We start from the raw sequence: 17,717 nt of genomic DNA, 5'->3' as shown, positions 1-17,717 counted from the left end.
TGGCCCCGCCGCCCGCCGCCTCGGGGCCTGGTGCTTCGGGTGCCCTCGAATGGCTCGCGAGGTTCGCGGGCATGGTGGTCGCGTGGGTGGGGGGCGCTGGCGCGGCGTTCGGGGTGACGGGGCTGGCGGTGGGCGTGGTGAGAATCGTTTCACCGGAGGAAGGGAAGAAAGCCTCGGATGGGTGGTTGATCCTGGCGATGGCGGGCGTGCTCGTGGGTGTGGGCGTCTTCCTGTGGAAGAAGGGCATGGCGCCGTCCCGAATGGCCCGGCGCCGGGAGCAACTGCGTGGCTTCATCCGAGCACAGGTCCGGCTTCGCGCGAGCGACGCGGCCGCACACGTCAAGATGCCCGAGGACGAGGCGGCCGCGCTGCTCACCGCGCTCATCGCCCGTCACGAGGTGGACCTCGTCTATCTCTCGGAGTCGCGCGAGTACGTCCACCGGGACGCGCTGGAGCGGGGGCAGGGGGTCGCCCGCCGGTGTCCGTCGTGTGATGCCCCGGTGGGCGCGGACAATGTTCTTCCAGGCGACAAGCTCGCCTGCTCCTACTGCGCGGCCCCCATCAGGGTGGCCTAGAAGTCGCCCGCACGTTCTCGCAATCGATGGTCGCAGCTCGCCGTAAGGGTCGGCGTCCTTCGACGCATGGCCAGGTCCCTGGGAGGGGTCGATGAAAAGAGTATTTGGAGCGCTCACAGCCGCCGCGTTCCTCGGGTGCGCGGCCTCACATGAAGCCCAGAAGCCAGAAGCCCCACCCCCGGCCCCCGCCGAGGCGACGCCGGTGGCCGCGGCCCCGGCCGAGACGCCGAAGCTCCAGGTGCCGGTGGACTACTTCAAGCTCGACAACGGCTTGAAGGTGGTGCTCTCGCGAGACACCACGGCGCCCAAGACGGCGATTGGCGTCTATTACAACATCGGCTTTCGCATCGAGCCCAGGAACCGCACCGGCTTCGCGCACCTGTTCGAGCACATGATGTTCCAGGGCTCGACGAACCTGGGGAAGATGGAGTTCATCCGCCTCATCCAGAAGAACGGCGGCATCCTCAACGGCTCCACCCGCTTCGACTTCACCAACTACTTCGAGATTGTCCCCTCCAACGCGCTGGAGACGATGCTCTGGGCGGAGGCCGACCGGATGCGCGGCCTGGAGGTGACGAAGGAGAATCTGAAGAACCAGCAGGGCGTGGTGGCCAACGAGGTGAAGGTCAACGTCCTCAACCAGCCCTATGGCGGCTTCCCGTGGCTGGACATGCCGCAGGTGGCGAACACCAACTGGTACAACGCGCACAACTTCTACGGCGACCTCAAGGATTTGGAGGCCGCGACGCTCGCGGACGTGAAGTCGTTCTTCAAGACGTACTACGCGCCGAGCAACGCCGTGCTGGTGGTGGTGGGCGACTTCGAGCCGGAGCAGGTGAAGGGCTGGGTGAAGCAGTACTTCGGGCCGCTGCCCACGGTGGCGCAGCCCCAGAAGCCGGACATCTCCGAGCCGCGCCAGGAGAAGGAGAAGCGCCACGACAAGAAGGACCCGCTGGCCGAGCGTCCCGCGCTCGCGGTGGGCTACCACATGCCCGCGGTGGGCACGCCCGAGTACTACGCCATGGCGCTGGTGGACGAGGTGCTGCTCAAGGGCAACGACAGCGCGCTCTACCAGCAGCTCGTGCAGAAGAAGGGCCTCGCCGGTGAGCTGAATGGCGGGGTGAACGAGTTGGGCAACCAGTGGAACTACAACGGCCCCATGCAGTGGACCGCCTATCTGTTCCATGACGCGAGCACGTCGACGGAGACGATTCTCCAGGAGTTCGACGGGGTGGTGACGCAGCTTCAGGAGAAGCCCATCGACGCGGCGACGCTGGCGCGGGCGCGGGTGAAGGCGCGCTCTCGGCTGTACGAGCACGTGGAGGCGTTCCTCGGCTTCGGCCGCGCGGACCTGTTGGCCTCCTTCGCGCTCTTCTTCGACGACCCGGAGCGCATCAACCGGCTCGAGGATGAGCTGATGAAGGTGTCACCGGAGCTCATCCAGAAGACGGCGCGCGAGTACCTGCGCCGTGAGAACCGCACGGTGCTCACGGTGACTCCCGCCCCCACCAAGGCCCAGGCCCGCTGAGGACATGCGACCCATGAACACGCGCTCACTTCGCAGTCGTCTCGTCGCTCCCGCGCTGATGGTGCTCGGGCTTCTCAACGCGCCCGCCCTCGCCTCCGCTCCCGTCAAGCAGGCGCCTCCGGCTCCCGCGGCGCCCGTGCCCTTCAAGGTCCCGGTCCGCACCGAGTTCAAGCTCGACAACGGGCTGGAGGTCTCCCTGCTGCCTTATGGAGACATGCCGAAGGTCGCCATCCAGCTCGCCATCGACACGGGCAACATCCACGAGAAGGCCAACGAGGTCTGGCTCGCGGACCTGACGGGCAAGCTGTTGGTGGAGGGCACGACGACGCGCTCCGCCGAGCAGGTGGCGCAGACGGCCGCCGGCCTGGGTGGACAGCTCAACGTCGGAACCACGCCGGACCAGACCTTCGTCGGCCTGGAGGTGCTCTCCGAGTCGGCGCCCCAGGCGGTGGCGCTCATCGCGGACGTCATCCAGAACCCGGCCTTCCCCCCGTCGGAGGTGGAGCGGGTGAAGGCGAACCTGCTGCGTGACGTGGCCATCTTCCGGAGCCAGCCGCAGACGCTCGCCGACGAGCTGCTGGCGAAGTCCGTCTATGGCGACCATCCCTATGGCCGCCTCTTCCCGACGGAGGAGATGCTGAAGGGCTACACGCGAGAGGGCGTGCGCGCGTACTACGACGCGAACATCGGCGCGACCCGCTCCCGGCTGTACATCGTCGGCCGGTTCGACGCGGCCTCGGTGGAGAAGGCGGTGCGCGAGGCGTTCTCCGGCTGGAAGCCGGGCCCCGCGCGAGTCGAGAACCCGCCGACGCAGCAGGTGGCGAAGTCGGTGCAGTACCTGGACCGGCCCGGCGCGGTGCAGTCCACGGTGCGCGTCGCGGTGAAGGCGCTGCCGCCCACGAGCCCCGACTACGTCCAGCAGGAGGTGATGAACACGCTGCTGGGGGGCTACTTCAGCTCGCGCATCACCGCGAACATCCGCGAGAAGAAGGGCTATTCGTACTCGCCCTACAGCACGGTCTCCGTGCACGTGGGGGATGCGTCCTGGGTGCAGAACGCGGACGTGACGACGGCCGTCACCGGGGAGTCGCTCAAGGAGGTGCTCAAGGAGGTGGACACGCTGCGCAGGACGCCGCCTTCCGCCGAGGAGCTGCGCGAGGTGCAGAACTACCTGGCGGGGGTCTTCCTGCTCCAGAACTCGTCGCGCAACGGCATCATCGGCAAGCTGCGCTTCGTGGACCTCCACGGGCTGCCGGACTCGTACCTGCGCGACTACGTGCAGACGGTGATGGCCGTCACTCCCGAGCAGGTGCGGCAGATGGCCACGAGGTCGCTCTCGCGTGAGGCGATGACCATCGTGGTGGTGGGCGACCTGAAGGTCGTCAAGCCGCAGCTCAAGGTGCTGCCGCCGCCGGCTCGCTGAGTCGAACCGCCTGGGGCGGAGGCTGGCTGTCGCCTCCGCCCTGGTCGCCTTGGGCGCGTCATTCCCCAGGGCTATATGCTTCAGGCATGAGTGAGCACGAGCCCCGAGTCATCGTCGCGCGGAAGTTGTCGCCGGAAGGCTTCGCCCCGTTTGGTGACGTGGTATCCGCGGGGCTGGCGCCGGGGGCGTCGGCGAATCAGGGCACGGCGGTGCGGTTCGACTGGTCGGCGCGGCTGGAGAACGGGCGGGAGTCGGCGAAGCCGAACCTCGCGGTGTTCCGCTCGGTGCCCCAGGGGCTGCCCTTCACGGTGAAGCTGCTGGAGCACCATCCGCATTCGAGCCAGGCGTTCCTGCCCATGCGCTGCGAGCGGTACCTGGTGTGTGTCGCGCCGGGGCTGCCCGAGGGAGGCCCGGACGTGGAGAAGCTGGAGGCCTTCGTGTGTGGGCCGGGGGAGGGCGTGAACTACCACCGGGGCGTGTGGCACCACCCCATCATCGCGTTGGACTCCCCGGCGGAGTTCGCGATGCTGGCCTGGGAGGATGGGAGCGCGGGGGACTGCGTGGTGCGTCAGTTCGCCGAGGCGTCGAGGGTGCGCGTCCAGGTCGACGACTGAGGCTATCATCCGGCCTCCGTTGGTTTTGGACCTGGGAGGCTCCGGATGGGACAGCAGGCGGATGTCATCGTCGTGGGTGGTGGGCTCGCGGGGCTCGTCGCGGCGACGGAGCTCGCGGACGCGGGCAAGCGCGTCACGGTGGTGGACCAGGAGGGCGAGCAGAACCTGGGAGGACAGGCGTTCTGGTCCTTCGGCGGGTTGTTCCTGGTGGACTCGCCGGAGCAGCGGCGGATGGGCATCAAGGACTCGCATGCGCTGGCGCTCGAGGACTGGATGGGCACGGCGGGGTTCGACCGCGAGGAGGACCACTGGCCCCGGAAGTGGGCGGAGGCCTTCGTCGACTTCGCGGCGACGGAGATGCGCCCGTGGCTGCACGCGCAGGGCATGCGTTGGTTCCCGGTGGTGGGCTGGGCCGAGCGCGGTGGCTACGGCGCGGTGGGGCATGGCAACTCGGTGCCTCGCTTCCACGTGACGTGGGGGACGGGGCCGGGGGTGCTGGCGCCCTTCATCCGGCGGGCGCAGGCGGCGCGGGAGAAGGGGACGCTGACGTTCCTGTTCCGGCACCAGGTGGACGAGCTGCTCGTCGAGGCGGGGGCGGTGGTGGGGGTGCGAGGGAAGAAGCTGGTGCCCTCGGAGGTGGAGCGTGGGGTGAGCAGCCCGCGGGAGACGGCGGGGGACTTCGAGCTGCGAGGCTCGGCGGTGGTCGTGACGTCGGGAGGCATTGGCGGCAACCACGAGCTGGTGCGCAAGAGCTGGCCCGAGCGCATGGGGCCCGCGCCGAAGTTCATGGTGCAGGGTGTTCCGGCGCACGTGGATGGGCGGATGATTGCGATTACGGAGGCGGCGGGTGGACGGCTCATCAACCGCGACCGCATGTGGCATTACACGGAGGGGTTGAGGAACTGGAACCCCATCTGGCCTCGGCACGGCATCCGGATTCTCCCGGGGCCCAGCTCGCTGTGGCTGGATGCGACGGGCAAGCGCTTGCCTCCGCCGTTGTATCCGGGCTTCGACACGCTGGGGACGCTCGAGCACATTTTGAAGACGGGGTATGAGTATTCGTGGTTCGTGTTGAACCAGTGGATCCTGAAGAAGGAGTTCGCGCTCTCGGGGTCCGAGCAGAACCCGGACCTGACGGGCAAGGATTGGAAGGGCGTGCTCAACCGGGCGGTGGGGAAGAAGGCGATGGGGCCGGTGGAGGCGTTCAAGGAGCACGGCGCGGACTTCGTCGTCGCGAATGACCTGCGAACGTTGGTGGAGGGGATGAACGCGAAGACGGAGAAGCAGGTGCTCGACTTCGCGACGGTGGAGCGCGAGGTGCTCGCGCGGGACAGGCAGTTGGACAACCCGTTCGGGAAGGATTTGCAGATTGCGGCGATTCGACAGGCGCGCGGGTACCGTGGAGACCAGTTGGTGCGCACGGCGAAGCTGCACCGCATCCTGGACCCGAAGGCGGGGCCGCTCATCGGCGTGAAGCTGAACGTGCTGACGCGCAAGACGCTGGGAGGGTTCGAGACGGACCTGTCAGGCCGGGTGTTCGGGGCGCAGGGACAGGTGATTCCCGGGCTCTACGCGGCCGGCGAGGTGGCCGGGTTCGGTGGAGGAGGGGTGCACGGGTACAGGGCGCTGGAGGGCACGTTCCTGGGTGGGTGCATCTTCTCGGGGCGCGCGGCGGGTCGGGCGCTGGTGAAGGCTGTGTAGAGCGTGAGAGGCCCGCGGCGGTGGTGCCGCCGTGGGCCTGCGGGTCAGGCGCTGTCGTCCGGGAGGAGGGTGCGGAGGAGCTCGTCGTCGTGGCTGAGCGGGCGCCAGCCGGCGGGTGGAGGCGTGGCGAGGAGGGTTGCCATGATTTGGCGAGCCTGCGCTGAAGTGGTCCTCGCCGAGCATCTCCGCCAACTCGACCAATGGGATGGAGGGGTGTGCGTCGGCGAATGCAGTGAGCGATGTATAGCCTTGCTCGCGCACGCACGCATACAGAAGCGAAGGCCAGTCGCCCTGCCATGTTGCTTCGCCGCTCATCAGCGCTTTCCGTGGTGGCGCTTCGGACATACCACCTCAATTCTTCGACTGGGTCTCAAGGGGCTGCGCGCCGGCCTATTGCTGGGAAGCGCTCGTAGGCCCGCTTCAGTGCGTCCAGGTGCGCCGCATTGTCCAGGTCGAGTGGCGCGTCCGTGAGCCGAACCACCCACCCGCCCGCATCGGTGCGCCGCGCCCTGGAGAGCAGGTCCGCGTCGCGGGCAGGGTCCGGGAACCCGATGGCATGTGCGGCCGCGGCAGACCAATAGTTCAGCCACCCCAGGCAATGTGGAATCTCGGCCGAGCTGAGCTGCTCTGGCAGCTTGAGTGCTGGCAGTCCCCGGGGCGGCACCCCTGGCTTGTGGACCGGATCGCGTGTTTGCCGCGCGATTTCGACCCCCGCGCTAGATGGCGTCGCATGCCCCCAGAACGCGCGGGCTGCCTCTGCGACGCCTCCAAGCACATCCGCTGCTGCCGCGATGACTGCCTCATCCAGGGGCAGCTCTGCGTGGACATCGAGCAACGGCTGCCCACCCGGCGCTCGGCGGGCGGGTGTTTGCAACCCATAAATCATCACCGGAGAGCTTTCGTCGCCGTTGCACACGAGAGGGAAGCCACCCTCCTTGCTCTCTTCGTCGAGCCACGCGTCGCGCTGCGGCAATACGGTGGGGCGCCCGTCTTCGGAAACCTTCCAATCAAGGCGCAAGCCGGGGAAAGCCCGCTCGAGCCCCTGCACAACAGCGAGCGCGCGACCGTCCCTGGCAAGCAAGGCAGGCGCGTAGACAATGAGGCCGAGGGTGCTTTGCGCCGTCATCGCTTGCACCCCGTGACGACGATATCCAGTTCACTCGCTGCACGTTCCAGCGCGTCTTTGTGCGCTTCGGTGCTCACCCCAACGACGAAGCCATATCCACATGACAGCGCGATGTCGCGCTCTTCCCTCATCTTGGCCACCTGGTCTTTGACCACCTGCCCCTTGAGAAAGGCATTGTACGTGTCAAATTGGTCGGTCTTGATTTCCCACAGGACGCGCACGCCGACTTGCAGCGCATCAAAAAGCTTGCCGCCAACGAGTACGTCCATTCCGGGGTAGCGGTTCGGCGGAAACCTGTCGGCGCATTCATTATGCGGATCATCTCCTCCCGCATGTGGCACCGGGATGGGCCTGCAATTCGGGCGGCGCTCGCCCGCCACGGGCTCGGTCGGCGACGGGGGGAACCCGTCCTGCCCTGATGGCTCGGGCTTGGGCTTCCGATTCGACGAGGGCTCCTGCGAGGCGGGCTTTGTTTGGGGCGCGGGCTCGACTTCCTCCTGGCTACTCCCGCTCAACTCATACGCATCCAGCGCTTCCTTGATGACGACTCCCACGACCACCACGCCAACGATGATCACCGCGCCCGCGACGATCTCCGGCGCCGCCAAGACACAGAGGCCAATTCCCCAAACGGCCGCATCCGCGGAAGCAAGCGAGCACCTGCCCGTGGTGTCGTGAAACCGGACCCGTTCCCGGTCGAGAGTATGAAAGCACCGCTCCACCAGCATGGGCCATGCCTGGGAGGCCTCTTGCACGACGCAGCGTCCCCCGTCACTCCACGGCAGCGTCGCTGCTCTCTGGAGGTTGGCGCTCCTTGAGTCCCGCGTCACGCGCTCCCTTGGGCTCGGCGCTGACGTAGCGCAGGCAGAGAGGACGAGGAGAAGTGCGGCGTACGCTCGGAGATGCATGGTCACGTCTTCTTCATTCGAGCCAGAGAGCGACTGCTCAATGCTAGCCCGCCTCTGAGGTTTCCTCTAATGCGGATTGATTGCTTCGTGCCTTCCCCTGGAAGAGGTCCCCTGGATTGAAGCTTCTGCGTGCTGGGTGCGAGCCCCTCATCATGCGGGGTGGACTCCTCACGGTGTCCTCCATAAATCCATGAAATTACAATAATCCATGAATGGCATCATCATTGCCTTCTGGCGGTGCTCCCCTTGCGAGGAGACACCTGGATGAGAACCGCTTCATGGAAGGCCGTTGCTCTGTTGGCGTGGAGTATTGGCTGCGGAGCCGCCCCCGGCGATGACGTCGCACCCGCGCCACAAACCCACGCACAATCACTCGCCACCAGCGTGAAGATTCCCATCACCCCTTCCATGGTGAGGGTGGATGACGTCCGTCCCGCCGTGGGCAACTACGCGGCGCTCTATGACGAACAGGCCGCCATTGGCGATCCGCGCGGCGGCTCCAGCTTCAAGCCGGCGACGAGCTGGGCCAACGTCGTCTACAACGCCAGCGCCTACCCCATGGGCTTCATCATCGACCTGGGCGCGGCCCACGACCTCACGGAGCTGGGGGTCTTCGACACGTATGACACGGGGACCATCCAGTTCGATGTCGGAACCCCCGGCGCTTGGACACCCGTCGTCACGTTCAGCACGAACCTGTGGGAGCAGTGGAAGCTCTTCCCCATCACCCAGCGCACCCGCTACCTGCGCTTCACCCGGACGCTGTACGGCGCCACCAACGAGCTGGTCATCTACGGCAGCCCCGTGGACCCGAGCGGCCCTGTGAACACGCCCCCCACCGTCTCCGCCGGCGCCAACCAGACGGTGACGCTGCCCACGACGACCGCCACGCTGTCCGGCACCGCCAGCGACGCGGATGGCTCCATCGTCTCGCGGCAGTGGGCCCAGACGCAGGGACCCAACACCGCCACGCTCGTGACTCCCACTTCGCTCAACACGAGCGTCTCGGGCCTGGTCGCCGGGACGTACATCTTCGAACTCACCGCCACGGATGACGACGGCGCCAGCACGTCGAACACGACGACGGTGACTGTGATTGCCGCGCCCACGGGACGCGGAACGACGACGGAGGTCTACAGGACGGCGTCCTCACCCGGCAACTACGGGTACGTCCTGTACCTGCCGCCCGGCTATCAGGAGGGCTCGAACTGGCCCATCGTCTTCTTCCTCCATGGGCAATCGGAGACGGGTGACGGCGGGCCCACGCAGCTCAAGCGGGTCCGCGCGCATGGGCCGCAGAACTACATCGACAACCAGGGGAAGGACTTTCCCTTCATCCTCGTCTCGCCCCAGGCGTCGAACGGCAGCACCTGGAGCCCGTGGGAGGCCGAGAACCTGCTCCATCCCTTCCTCAACCACATCGTCTCTCAGCTCAAGGTCGACCCGCGCCGCGTGTACATGACGGGCCTGAGTCTCGGCGGCGGGGGCTCGCTCTCCTATGCCAGGACGTTCCCCTCGCGGCTCGCGGGCATCGTCGCCGCGTGCCCGACGTCCTGGCCCGGAGACCAGGCCTACGCGAACGGGATGATTGCCTCGGGGCTCGGCATCTGGGCGTTCCACGCCGTCAATGACGGCCAGTACCTCTACACCGCCACCGCCTCCTGGTTCGACCAGTTCGGCACCGCCATGGGCGGGACGAGCGGCGTGCTCAGCACCTACACCGCGCCCAACGCGACGCAGACGGCCTTCTTCCGCCCCGCGACGAAGAAGTGGGAGTGGATCAACGGACAGGCCTCCATGGACACGACGGGCGCGGGGCCGGCGCACCCGGTCCTCTTCACGCTCTACAACACCGGTGGCCATGGCATCTGGGACACCGTCTACAAGGACCCCAAGGTCTGGGAGTGGCTGCTCGCACAGCAGAGGCCCTGAGGCCCGACGTGTCCCTGGGCGCTCCTGATGTAGGGTCGCCCAGGGCACTCGGAGCCGCGAATAGAGGTCCCGCGGATATCGCGGAGGCGCTCAGATGCTCTTCATGACCTTGCCGTCGTAGGCACCGTCACTGGCTGGGGCGATGGAGTGGAACGTCGCGCCTGGCTCGCAGCCCGAGGGGAGCAGCGCCCGCGGGAGCAGCGCCACGAGGTGCAACTGGCCATGGACCCTCCCCCGGGGCAGCGTCTTCTCGGGCTCTCTGGCGAAGGCGTTCACGATGAACCGCGGGGCGATGTCGACGTAGCGCGCCAAGGAGAAGCGGACGTGGTCGAGGTTCCCCACCGCCTGATGCAGCGCCTCCGCTCCCGGGCAATCCAGGAGGAGTTGGAGCAGCTTGGGGCTCAGCGTGCTTCGGAAGGCGCCGAGGTAGGCCGACCTGAGCCGGGTGGTGTGCAGCCGCACCGCCACGAGCCCCTCGGGGAGTGGGTCCAGGAAGAAGTCCTGGCGGTAGTCATGGCCGCCATCCTTCAACAGCCGGGCCGTCAGCTTCTTCTGGGCCGCGGGCTTGCCCGTGGCGAGCACCTGTTCAATGGCTCGCGACAGGCCGGCTCCGTCCGTGCCCTCGTAGCCCGCCGCGACGGCGATGGACTTGCGGCCTCGGCTGGAGAGCCAGTCGAGCAACTGGGCCCGCAGCGCGCTTGCGTCAGCGGGCTCCACGGCCTCCACCTTCACCTCGAAGTTGGGCTCGTCGCGCAGCGGCTGGGCATCCACCCAGTCCCTCGTGGCTCTCCCCAGGTCCGGCTCCAGGAACCAATAGTTGGAGAAGCGCGCCTCCACGGCCTTCCGGATGTACTCACCCATGCTCCGGGCGACGGGGATGGCCGCGCCCTCCTCGCCCGCCGCGGCGGCCACCACCTGGGCCTGGTCCACGTCCTCTCCCTCCTTGTAGGTGAGGAAGGCCATGGCCTGGTCATTGTGCACGTCCACAATCATCGCCTGGACGTCGGGCGGGAAGTTGTAGGCCGCGTCCTCCTTGAACCACCGACCCCGCACGAGGGCGAGCGAGCCTCCATGGTCGGAGCCATCCGTGGCGCGCCAGCGAAGGTGCCTGAAGCCCAGGCGATAGAAGACGCCCTGACTGTGCGTGGGACTCTGCCCTCCGGAGGAGATGGGACGGTGCGAGGGGTACTCGACCTCGATGTTGGCGAGGTGCTGGAGCTTTTCGCTCCACATGTGGGCATCGTTCAGCGCTTCCAGTTCATCGGGGGACAACGAGGGCGTGGCGTCTTGGCTCATGCGCTTCCAGGGTCGGCCCGAGTGAAGTCCGAGTGGAACCCGGTCAACTGCTCCATGCCCTCAGGGGAACCTGGGGCAGGAGCAGGGCTCATCGTGATGGGGAACGGAGCCGGCTCGGATTTGTCGCAGCGAACCCGTGTAAGCTGCGGGTCAGTGCTGTGCCATGCAGGTGCCCGTCCAGTCGCAGTACAGGCCCGCCTGGCAGCGGCCTCCGCAATACAGCGACGTCCATGAGCAACCGCAGTAGCCATAGCGGCCCACCGTGCCGGCATCCGGTGTCCCGCCTCCCGTGGGCGGGCTCGGAGTGTAGACCCCCGCATCAGCACGGCCGGCGTCCCAGCCACCTCCGGGGGTTCCAGCGTCCCAGCCGCCGCCCGGGGCCGTGTACCCGCCGTCACTCGAGCCACCCGGAGGCAAGGACCCACTGTCCTGCGGGCCGGAGCCACCATCGCGCGGACCGCCGTCCGTGACAGGGCCCGTCGCGGGCGTCGACGACGGGTCCACGAAGCACTGCATGAGCCCGCCGGCCTGATGGCAGTAGTAGACGATGGCGCCGACCTCGACGGCGATGATGACGGTGCCCACCACCAGCACGGTCGCCACGACGACGGGGGCCACGGTGGTCCCCGCGATGGCGCCCACCGTGCTCACGGCGGCCTGGGCCTCCGCGGCGGTGGCCTCGATGGCGACGGCGCTGCCGGGCACGGCCACCGACGTGATTTCCGCGCCCGTCTGCATGGCGATGGCCGCCTCGGTGACGGTGATGGGACCGATGCCCTCGCCCACCACGATGATTTGCGCGCTGCCAGAGAGCGCCTCCGCCGCGGCGGCCTGCATCCACCCGACGTTTCCCGCGGAGATGGTCGCCGCGCCCGCCGTGTTGGCCGCGCTCGTCCCCGTCAGCAGGACCTGGCCCGAGCTCCACACGTAGCTGCTCGCCGCATACGTCTCCGCCGCGATGCCCTGGGCTTGCAGGTACTGCACCATCGCCATGGCGTTGTGGAACCGACCAATCACATACACCGGCAGGCCCGGAGTGTATCCAGGCCAGAGGTTCGCGCTCGCTGGAAGCGAGGCCAGCAAGACACAGACACCACCAACGAGCGACAGCCAGTTGCGAAGACGTCCAGTCATGGATTCTCCAGGGGTGAGACATCCATTATACATCGACGCACTGTTTTCTCCGTCTCCCTCCACGAAGTCAGACTCGAGGGCACCCGATGAGCACAGGTCGAGGTGTTCGTGAGCCCAGACCTGGTCCTCGTCAGGGAATCAGCGCGGCAACTCGATGTCCTCGTGCCCGAGCCGGGTGCCTGCGTCGATGCTCGCTTGCGCGCGCGCGGCGGACGTGGGCCCTCGGCTCGCGCAGTCTCGCAAGGAGGGGCCGCGCGACGCGGCGGTGGTGGCCGCCATCGCGCGGAACGTGCTCACCCACTCCCTCGACGTGGTGGTCGGCACCGAGGTGGACCTCCCCCCGCGTTGCCTGAGGCTCCGCTCGGGGGGCGCCGGCGGTGTCCCGGCGCCCGTGAAGTCTGGCCCGCTCGTTGATGCGATTGACGCGGTGCGAGCGCCGCTTCGCGTGCCAGATGGACGCAGGCCCGTTGCCGCTGGACGCACGCCGGTGCCCATCCCAGGGCATGTCAGGAATACTCCTCGCGGGGGCCGCTCTGGAGCGCGGACTGGCACAGTCGTTGCTCACCCGGCGTCAGCTCGCCGGGGAGGGCTCATGACCAGAAAACGGACGGAGTTCAGCCAGAAGAAGCTCGCACTGAAGAAGGGGCTCAAGGCGGGAGGGTTCTGTCTCGCCCTGGCCAGCCGCTGGGTGAGGCACATCCTCGACAGCAAGAAGGATGGGTGGGACGTCCCCAAGCAGGACGTGGACACTCGACTCCAACTGCTCACCGACGAGGCCGTCGAGCTGCACGCTCTTCACCAGAAATACCTGGCCCGTCAGCAGAAGGTGATGGACATGGTCAACATGCAGGAGGCGCTCGTCCTCGTGGCCAGGTCAGGGTTCATGCCGAACCGAGGCAATCTGGTTCAATACCTGGGGGAAAACGACGAGGAGATGACTCGCTTTTCCCTGGTCGACGTCAATGGCATCCATCTCCAGAAGAGCGCGCTGCTCGTGATGAAGAAGCTGAAGGTGCGTCCCGCGAGTGTGACGAGCGTCACTGTCACGAACGCCGAAGTGGCCGAGACGATTGCCTCGGAGAAGATACACAAGAGCTCCACCTACGTCGTCACACCCGTGCATGGCACGACTTCCTCGGAGCATGCCATGGCCATCTATCGCTCGGATGGCGTCTTCTCGACCTACTTCTACATCTTCGACCCCAACTACGGCGAGGTCTTCGCCTCGAGTTCGGAAGACGCGGCGGTTGTCATCAACGCGTTCATGGGCCCGGAATGCCCTTACAAGACCAACCAGTGGAACCTGCTGCGCTGCAACTGAAGGCCCCTGCGGAGGTCAGGCTTCGCGAGCCTGGACGCGTCGCCAGGCGAGGGAGGTGACGACACCGGCGAGGACGGCCTTGAGCAGCCCCCCGGGGATGAACGGCACGAAGCCCTTGTGGATGGCCGTGGCGAGTCCGAGAGAGGCCGCCACGCTGAGCCAGCACACGCCCGTGGCCAGGATGACGAGCTGCCCCGCGAGGAAGAGGGGCACCGCTGTCCGCGGGCGTCTGTCGTAGGCGTGGCGCGCCGCGAGGCCCACGAGGAAGGCCGCGGGCAGGAAGCCCACCAGATAGCCGCCAGTGGGCCCGACGAGCGCCGCCCAGCCGCTGGCCGCCTTCGCGAAGACGGGCAGCCCCACCGCTCCCAGCAGGAGATAGGCGAGCTGCCCGGCCACGCCTCGCCGAGGCCCGAGCGCGGCGGCCGTGAGGACGACGGCGAACGTCTGTCCCGTGACGGGCACGGGTGAGCCCGGCACCGTGATGGAGGCTTGAGCGCACAAGGCCGTGAAGAGCGCCGCGCCGAGGACGAGCGCGGCCTCCTGGGCACGCGTGCGCACGAAGACGTCAGCCAGGACGCGATGCGGTGGAGGACTCGCGCCCGCGCTCACCGCCGACCCACCAGCGAGGAGTGCGAGCCGCGCGACGACGCGGCGGGGAGGGAAGACACGGACCGATGCTCGGTGAGGACGCTCACCGATGCAAGGAGGCGAAGGGGGGCTCGCCCGAGACTTCCGGGTGTGCCGCCTGGGCGTGCATGAGGCACCGCCCCTCTCTCGATTCAGGTTTCGGGGCCGCGCGGCGGCTCTACTTGCCGTAGCCCGCGCTGCGCACGTCGGTCAGCTTGCCGTCGGTGAAGGTGACCACCTGCATGAGGCGGTTGGGCCCGAAGTTGTACGTCCACTCCTCCACCTGGACCGTCACCGTCTGCGTGGTGGCGGAGTCCTCCTTGCCTCCGCGGACCCGGTTCCTCGTGGAGGTCGACTCTTCTCGGACGTGCGTGCTCATGGGCTGTCCGCACTTCATGACCGCATCGGACTGGGAGGCGCCATCCGAGATGAGGTTGCTGCCACAGCGCATGGACGCCGCTTCACCACGGAAGGGCACGATGAAGGAGGCGAGGACGAGGCCGGCCAGGAGGGTACGCATGCGAGGCAGCTCCAACGAGCGGGGGTGCGCGAAGGACGAAGGCGCCCCCGGGATATTCACGAGCTCGTGGTGATTTCCCGCGAGGCCGGGTTTCTCCTCCGTCCCGTCGCCCGCTTCGGCGTGGCCCGTGCGGACTCCCCCGCCGGCTGGAGATATCCCTGCATCAACGCACCCAGCTCGTCGAGGAAGGTCTCGTTCGTCAGATAGTCCGGCCGGTCCGACACCGCCTTGATGCACAGCGTCTCCACCGAGTGCACGAGGATGAAGACAGCCATGTCGAGGTCCTTGGGGCGCAGCGCCTCGACTCTCGGCGCGAGGAAGGCGCGGACCAGGCGGAACAGTCGCTGCTCGTGCGGGTGCTCGCGCTGTGCCCGGGGCCCGTGGAGACGGCCTTCTTCGACGTGGTGGGCACCCGGCAGGTGGCGGTGGGCCCGGTGGCCACGGCAGGACAGGTGGCCCTCGCGGGCCTCCGAGGACTCGAGCAGGGGAGGGCCTCGCTCATCGCCGGCTGGCGCAACTGGCTCCAGGCCAACCTGCCGCGCTTCGCACCGCGCGCCTTCACCGCGCGCATGGCCGCGGGGATGCTGAAGCCGCGTGAAGCCCCCGCGCTGCCTGCCCGCTCCGTCTAGGGCTGACGCGGACGCAGCCTGAGGCGCAGGCGCTTCTCGTCGCCGCGGTCGATGACCTCGATGACTTCGAACACCTCGCCGGCCGCTTCCACTGTCTGGCCCGCGCGCACGCGCACGTGCCGCTGCTCCGGTGGAACGACTCGCGAGTCGTAGAGGAAGAGGGCGGCGGTGGACCCGCGCACGCCCGCATCCGTGTCCTCGGGCCAGAAGTTGCCCGTGGCCAGGCTCAGGTGCGGTGTCACCTGGAGCGGGCCGTGGTTCTTCGTCAGCGTGAAGGTGCCGGACTGCTCCGCCGAGGAGGGCGGCACGGCGGGCGTCTCACGGGCGCACCCGGACAGCACCAGCCCCAGGGCCAGTGCCAGTCCGGTCCACCCGCGCGTGCCCACCGCCGCCCGTCGACTCACTTCGTCGGGTTGGTGTTGGCGTACTGGAAGGACTCGCGGAACTGCGCCTCGGTGAGGACGATGTCCGGCGTGCCGGAGCCCCAGGGGTTGCGCAGCGTCACCGTGCCCGCCTTGGTGTCCACGCCCGAGATGAAGTACTCGTGGTCCGCCACCAGCGTGCCGTTCTTGTAGAGCGGCTTGTCGGTGCCGTCCGCGATGTCGAAGCCGAGGAACTTGATGTCGTCGTGCGTGCCCGCGGTGATGGCCTCGCCCGCGTTCAGCCGCTTCTCCAGGTCCGCCAGCGTGGCGCCCCCGACGTCCAGGCTGCTGCTCTTCTTGCCGGTGATGGCCTCCATGGCGTTGGCGCTGTTGCCATGGACAATCTTCGGGTAGCCGCCCTTCCACTGGGCATAGGCCTTCTCGACGAGGGCCGGCCACAGCTCCGCCTTGCCACCCTCCCGCGGCGTCGCGGCGTAGGCCGGGTTGCCACTGGAGTTCAGGGGCAGGTCGGGGGTGACGGTGATGGTCACCGGCTTGCCCTTGTCCTGGAAGGTGACGTTGTAGTTGCCGGACGCGTCCGGGCCCTTGACCATGTTCTCGATGAGGGCCGGGTTGGCGCGCGCAATCGCACCCATGGACGTCATCAGGTAGCAGTCGCCAATCTGCCCCTGCTGCACGTCGTTCCAGTGCGCGTTGACGCCGTCGGTGCCGGCCTCGAAGAGGCTGCCGTTCTTCACCGGGCCGTAGGTGACGTTGGTGTCGAGCGCCTTCGGGTCCTTCGTCTTCGGGCTCTCCGCGCCGCTGGTCCGCGGAGTGGCGCCGAACAGCGCGGCGGCGAACTGCTCACGGCGGCTGGGCGGCAGCATGCCGTCCTGCGTCCGGGCGCTCGACTGCTGCTGGCGGGCCTCCTGCGTCTTGACCTGCGGCTGGACGCTCTCGGTGGCCTTCGGGAGGGTCTGGGTGACGCGGGACCCCTCATTCCCAATCTTGAAGCTCATGGATGTTCCCCCTGGACTGTCGCCCCCCCAAGGGCGTCAGTGATGCATGTCTGGATTATCGCGATGTCAACGCAAGAGTTGCGTCGGGCCCGCACTATGCGTGCGGAGATCAGCGGACCTTCAGGTGGATGGCGGGCTCCGTGCCCTCGGCGCCGCTGACCTCGAGGATTTCGAGCGAGGCTCCATCCACTTCCACCACCTGGGTCGCGTGGACGCGCACATGCTCCTGCTTCGAGGGCGACGTGCGGGTGTCGATGATGAAGAGGCCTGCGGTGAGCTGCTTCTCGCGGCCCCCCTTGGCTTCGACTTCCTCGGGCCAGAAGTTGCCGCTGGCCACGCGCAGGTGGGGCTTCTCCGGAAGCGCGACGGGCCCCTGGCCCTTGATGAGCGTGATGGTGTCGGATGCCATGTGACTGTTTCCCCCGGTCGTCAGGACGGGCGGGGCCGCGTGGAGCGGTCCTCGCCCTGGATGATGTGGGTGGACGCTACCATGGGCCCCTGCACGGGCCGTATGGCCTTGACTGTGAGTGCGCGTGGTTGGGGGGCTAGAGGGCGGGGAGCTGGAGCGGGAGATAACGCAGTAACCGTTCACGGCGCAGGCCGGCGGAAAGGTGAACTGAGGTTACGTGCCGGGTAGCAGTGAGGGTGCGGGAGTGCCGTGGAGCTGAGCTTCGACGGAGGCGGTGAGATAGTCGAGCACGTTGCGCTCCTGCTTCCTGAGACTCATCACGGCGGTGAGGATGCGTGCGACGAAGAGACTGCCGTCCTCGCTCTGGGTACCGAAGCTCGTCTTGCGCCAGATGACGGCATGGCGCAGGTCTCTCTCGGCGAGATTGTTGGTGGGCTCGACGCCCTCTGTATAGACAAATGTCCAGAGAGACTCCTTGAGCTTGAGGATTTGCCTGGCGGTGCCGGCCACCGACTTCGGGCACACCTCCACGACCTCCTCCAGGAGTCTTTCCACCTCGCTCATGAGCGGCAGCATCCTCCTCTGGAAGGTGG

Annotated in this window: 19 protein-coding genes and 1 pseudogene; 7 read left to right on the top strand and 13 right to left on the bottom strand. The window is 67.7% G+C overall.

What is annotated here, in order from left to right; genetic code table 11:
- The 5 genes from HUW62_RS36505 to HUW62_RS36485 all read left to right on the top strand — a co-directional run.
- The coding region (locus HUW62_RS36505) for a hypothetical protein (RefSeq protein ID WP_368670571.1) at positions 1 to 575 on the top strand (575 nt) is incomplete at its 5' end.
- 91 nt (positions 576 to 666) lie between these two features.
- Complete coding sequence (locus HUW62_RS36500) at positions 667 to 2,103, top strand: pitrilysin family protein (RefSeq protein ID WP_163865982.1); 1,437 nt, start codon at positions 667 to 669, stop codon at positions 2,101 to 2,103.
- 13 nt (positions 2,104 to 2,116) lie between these two features.
- Entirely contained in the window at positions 2,117 to 3,526 is a 1,410-nt protein-coding gene (locus HUW62_RS36495; protein WP_176437041.1) for a pitrilysin family protein, read from the top strand.
- A gap of 86 nt (positions 3,527 to 3,612) precedes the next feature.
- Positions 3,613 to 4,140 carry an ureidoglycolate lyase gene (locus tag HUW62_RS36490; RefSeq protein ID WP_163865984.1) on the top strand — a complete coding sequence of 176 codons (528 nt, stop codon included), beginning with the start codon at positions 3,613 to 3,615 and terminating at the stop codon, positions 4,138 to 4,140.
- A 45-nt stretch (positions 4,141 to 4,185) separates the two neighbouring features.
- The gene (locus HUW62_RS36485; protein ID WP_163865985.1) at positions 4,186 to 5,841 is read left to right on the top strand and encodes an FAD-binding dehydrogenase; all 1,656 of its coding nucleotides are present in this window, start codon (positions 4,186 to 4,188) and stop codon (positions 5,839 to 5,841) included.
- Between the two features lie 44 nt (positions 5,842 to 5,885).
- On the opposite strand, the pseudogene HUW62_RS49215 reads toward HUW62_RS36485, so the two are convergent.
- The 3 genes and pseudogenes from HUW62_RS49215 to HUW62_RS36475 form a co-directional block, all read right to left on the bottom strand.
- Positions 5,886 to 6,156: pseudogene (locus HUW62_RS49215) on the bottom strand (hypothetical protein).
- 55 nt (positions 6,157 to 6,211) lie between these two features.
- A complete protein-coding gene (locus HUW62_RS36480; protein WP_163865986.1) occupies positions 6,212 to 6,967 on the bottom strand; it encodes a DUF5953 family protein in 756 nt (251 codons plus the stop codon).
- Positions 6,964 to 7,695: a DUF6310 domain-containing protein gene (locus HUW62_RS36475; RefSeq protein ID WP_368670570.1), complete on the bottom strand. Its 732-nt coding sequence runs from the start codon at positions 7,693 to 7,695 to the stop codon at positions 6,964 to 6,966. The genes HUW62_RS36480 and HUW62_RS36475 overlap by 4 nt, the downstream gene beginning before the upstream one ends.
- 444 nt (positions 7,696 to 8,139) lie before the next feature.
- Here HUW62_RS36475 and HUW62_RS36470 point away from each other — a divergent pair, with 444 nt between their 5' ends.
- Positions 8,140 to 9,807 (top strand): alpha/beta hydrolase-fold protein, encoded by a 1,668-nt coding sequence (locus HUW62_RS36470; protein ID WP_176437040.1) that lies wholly within the window; start codon positions 8,140 to 8,142, stop codon positions 9,805 to 9,807.
- Positions 9,808 to 9,897: 90 nt separating this feature from the next.
- On the opposite strand, the gene HUW62_RS36465 is transcribed toward HUW62_RS36470, so the two are convergent.
- The 3 genes from HUW62_RS36465 to HUW62_RS36455 form a co-directional block, all read right to left on the bottom strand.
- Complete coding sequence (locus tag HUW62_RS36465; RefSeq protein WP_163865988.1) at positions 9,898 to 11,103, bottom strand: hypothetical protein; 1,206 nt, start codon at positions 11,101 to 11,103, stop codon at positions 9,898 to 9,900.
- A gap of 150 nt (positions 11,104 to 11,253) precedes the next feature.
- The gene (locus tag HUW62_RS36460; protein WP_176437039.1) at positions 11,254 to 12,237 is read right to left on the bottom strand and encodes a hypothetical protein; all 984 of its coding nucleotides are present in this window, start codon (positions 12,235 to 12,237) and stop codon (positions 11,254 to 11,256) included.
- A 138-nt stretch (positions 12,238 to 12,375) separates the two neighbouring features.
- The gene (locus tag HUW62_RS36455) at positions 12,376 to 12,534 is read right to left on the bottom strand and encodes a hypothetical protein (protein ID WP_176437038.1); all 159 of its coding nucleotides are present in this window, start codon (positions 12,532 to 12,534) and stop codon (positions 12,376 to 12,378) included.
- A 295-nt stretch (positions 12,535 to 12,829) separates the two neighbouring features.
- Here HUW62_RS36455 and HUW62_RS36450 point away from each other — a divergent pair, with 295 nt between their 5' ends.
- A complete protein-coding gene (locus tag HUW62_RS36450) occupies positions 12,830 to 13,558 on the top strand; it encodes a YopT-type cysteine protease domain-containing protein (RefSeq protein ID WP_176437037.1) in 729 nt (242 codons plus the stop codon).
- A gap of 15 nt (positions 13,559 to 13,573) precedes the next feature.
- On the opposite strand, the gene HUW62_RS36445 is transcribed toward HUW62_RS36450, so the two are convergent.
- From HUW62_RS36445 to HUW62_RS36420, 7 genes are all read right to left on the bottom strand, one after another.
- Positions 13,574 to 14,167, bottom strand: a complete 594-nt coding sequence (locus HUW62_RS36445; protein WP_163865992.1) for a biotin transporter BioY — start codon at positions 14,165 to 14,167, stop codon at positions 13,574 to 13,576.
- A 196-nt stretch (positions 14,168 to 14,363) separates the two neighbouring features.
- On the bottom strand, positions 14,364 to 14,705 hold the full coding sequence (locus HUW62_RS36440; protein ID WP_163865993.1) for a DUF2845 domain-containing protein: 342 nt from the start codon (positions 14,703 to 14,705) through the stop codon (positions 14,364 to 14,366).
- Positions 14,706 to 14,761: 56 nt separating this feature from the next.
- Positions 14,762 to 15,124, bottom strand: coding sequence for a hypothetical protein (locus HUW62_RS49210; protein WP_240356424.1), 363 nt, complete (start codon positions 15,122 to 15,124; stop codon positions 14,762 to 14,764).
- Positions 15,125 to 15,330: 206 nt separating this feature from the next.
- Complete coding sequence (locus HUW62_RS49205) at positions 15,331 to 15,738, bottom strand: hypothetical protein (RefSeq protein ID WP_255203855.1); 408 nt, start codon at positions 15,736 to 15,738, stop codon at positions 15,331 to 15,333.
- A complete protein-coding gene (locus tag HUW62_RS36430; protein WP_163865994.1) occupies positions 15,735 to 16,715 on the bottom strand; it encodes a C2 family cysteine protease in 981 nt (326 codons plus the stop codon). The genes HUW62_RS49205 and HUW62_RS36430 overlap by 4 nt, the downstream gene beginning before the upstream one ends.
- Before the next feature lie 109 nt (positions 16,716 to 16,824).
- Positions 16,825 to 17,124 (bottom strand): hypothetical protein, encoded by a 300-nt coding sequence (locus tag HUW62_RS36425; protein WP_163865995.1) that lies wholly within the window; start codon positions 17,122 to 17,124, stop codon positions 16,825 to 16,827.
- Positions 17,125 to 17,337: 213 nt separating this feature from the next.
- Positions 17,338 to 17,717: transposase (locus HUW62_RS36420; RefSeq protein WP_176437036.1), on the bottom strand; the 380-nt coding region annotated here is incomplete at its 5' end.

Origin of the sequence: Myxococcus sp. AM011 (genome assembly GCF_013372595.1) — a bacterium.
Taxonomy (GTDB): domain Bacteria; phylum Myxococcota; class Myxococcia; order Myxococcales; family Myxococcaceae; genus Myxococcus; species Myxococcus eversor.
Note: the sequence above shows the minus strand (reverse complement) of the source record. Positions and strands in the feature narration are given on the sequence as shown.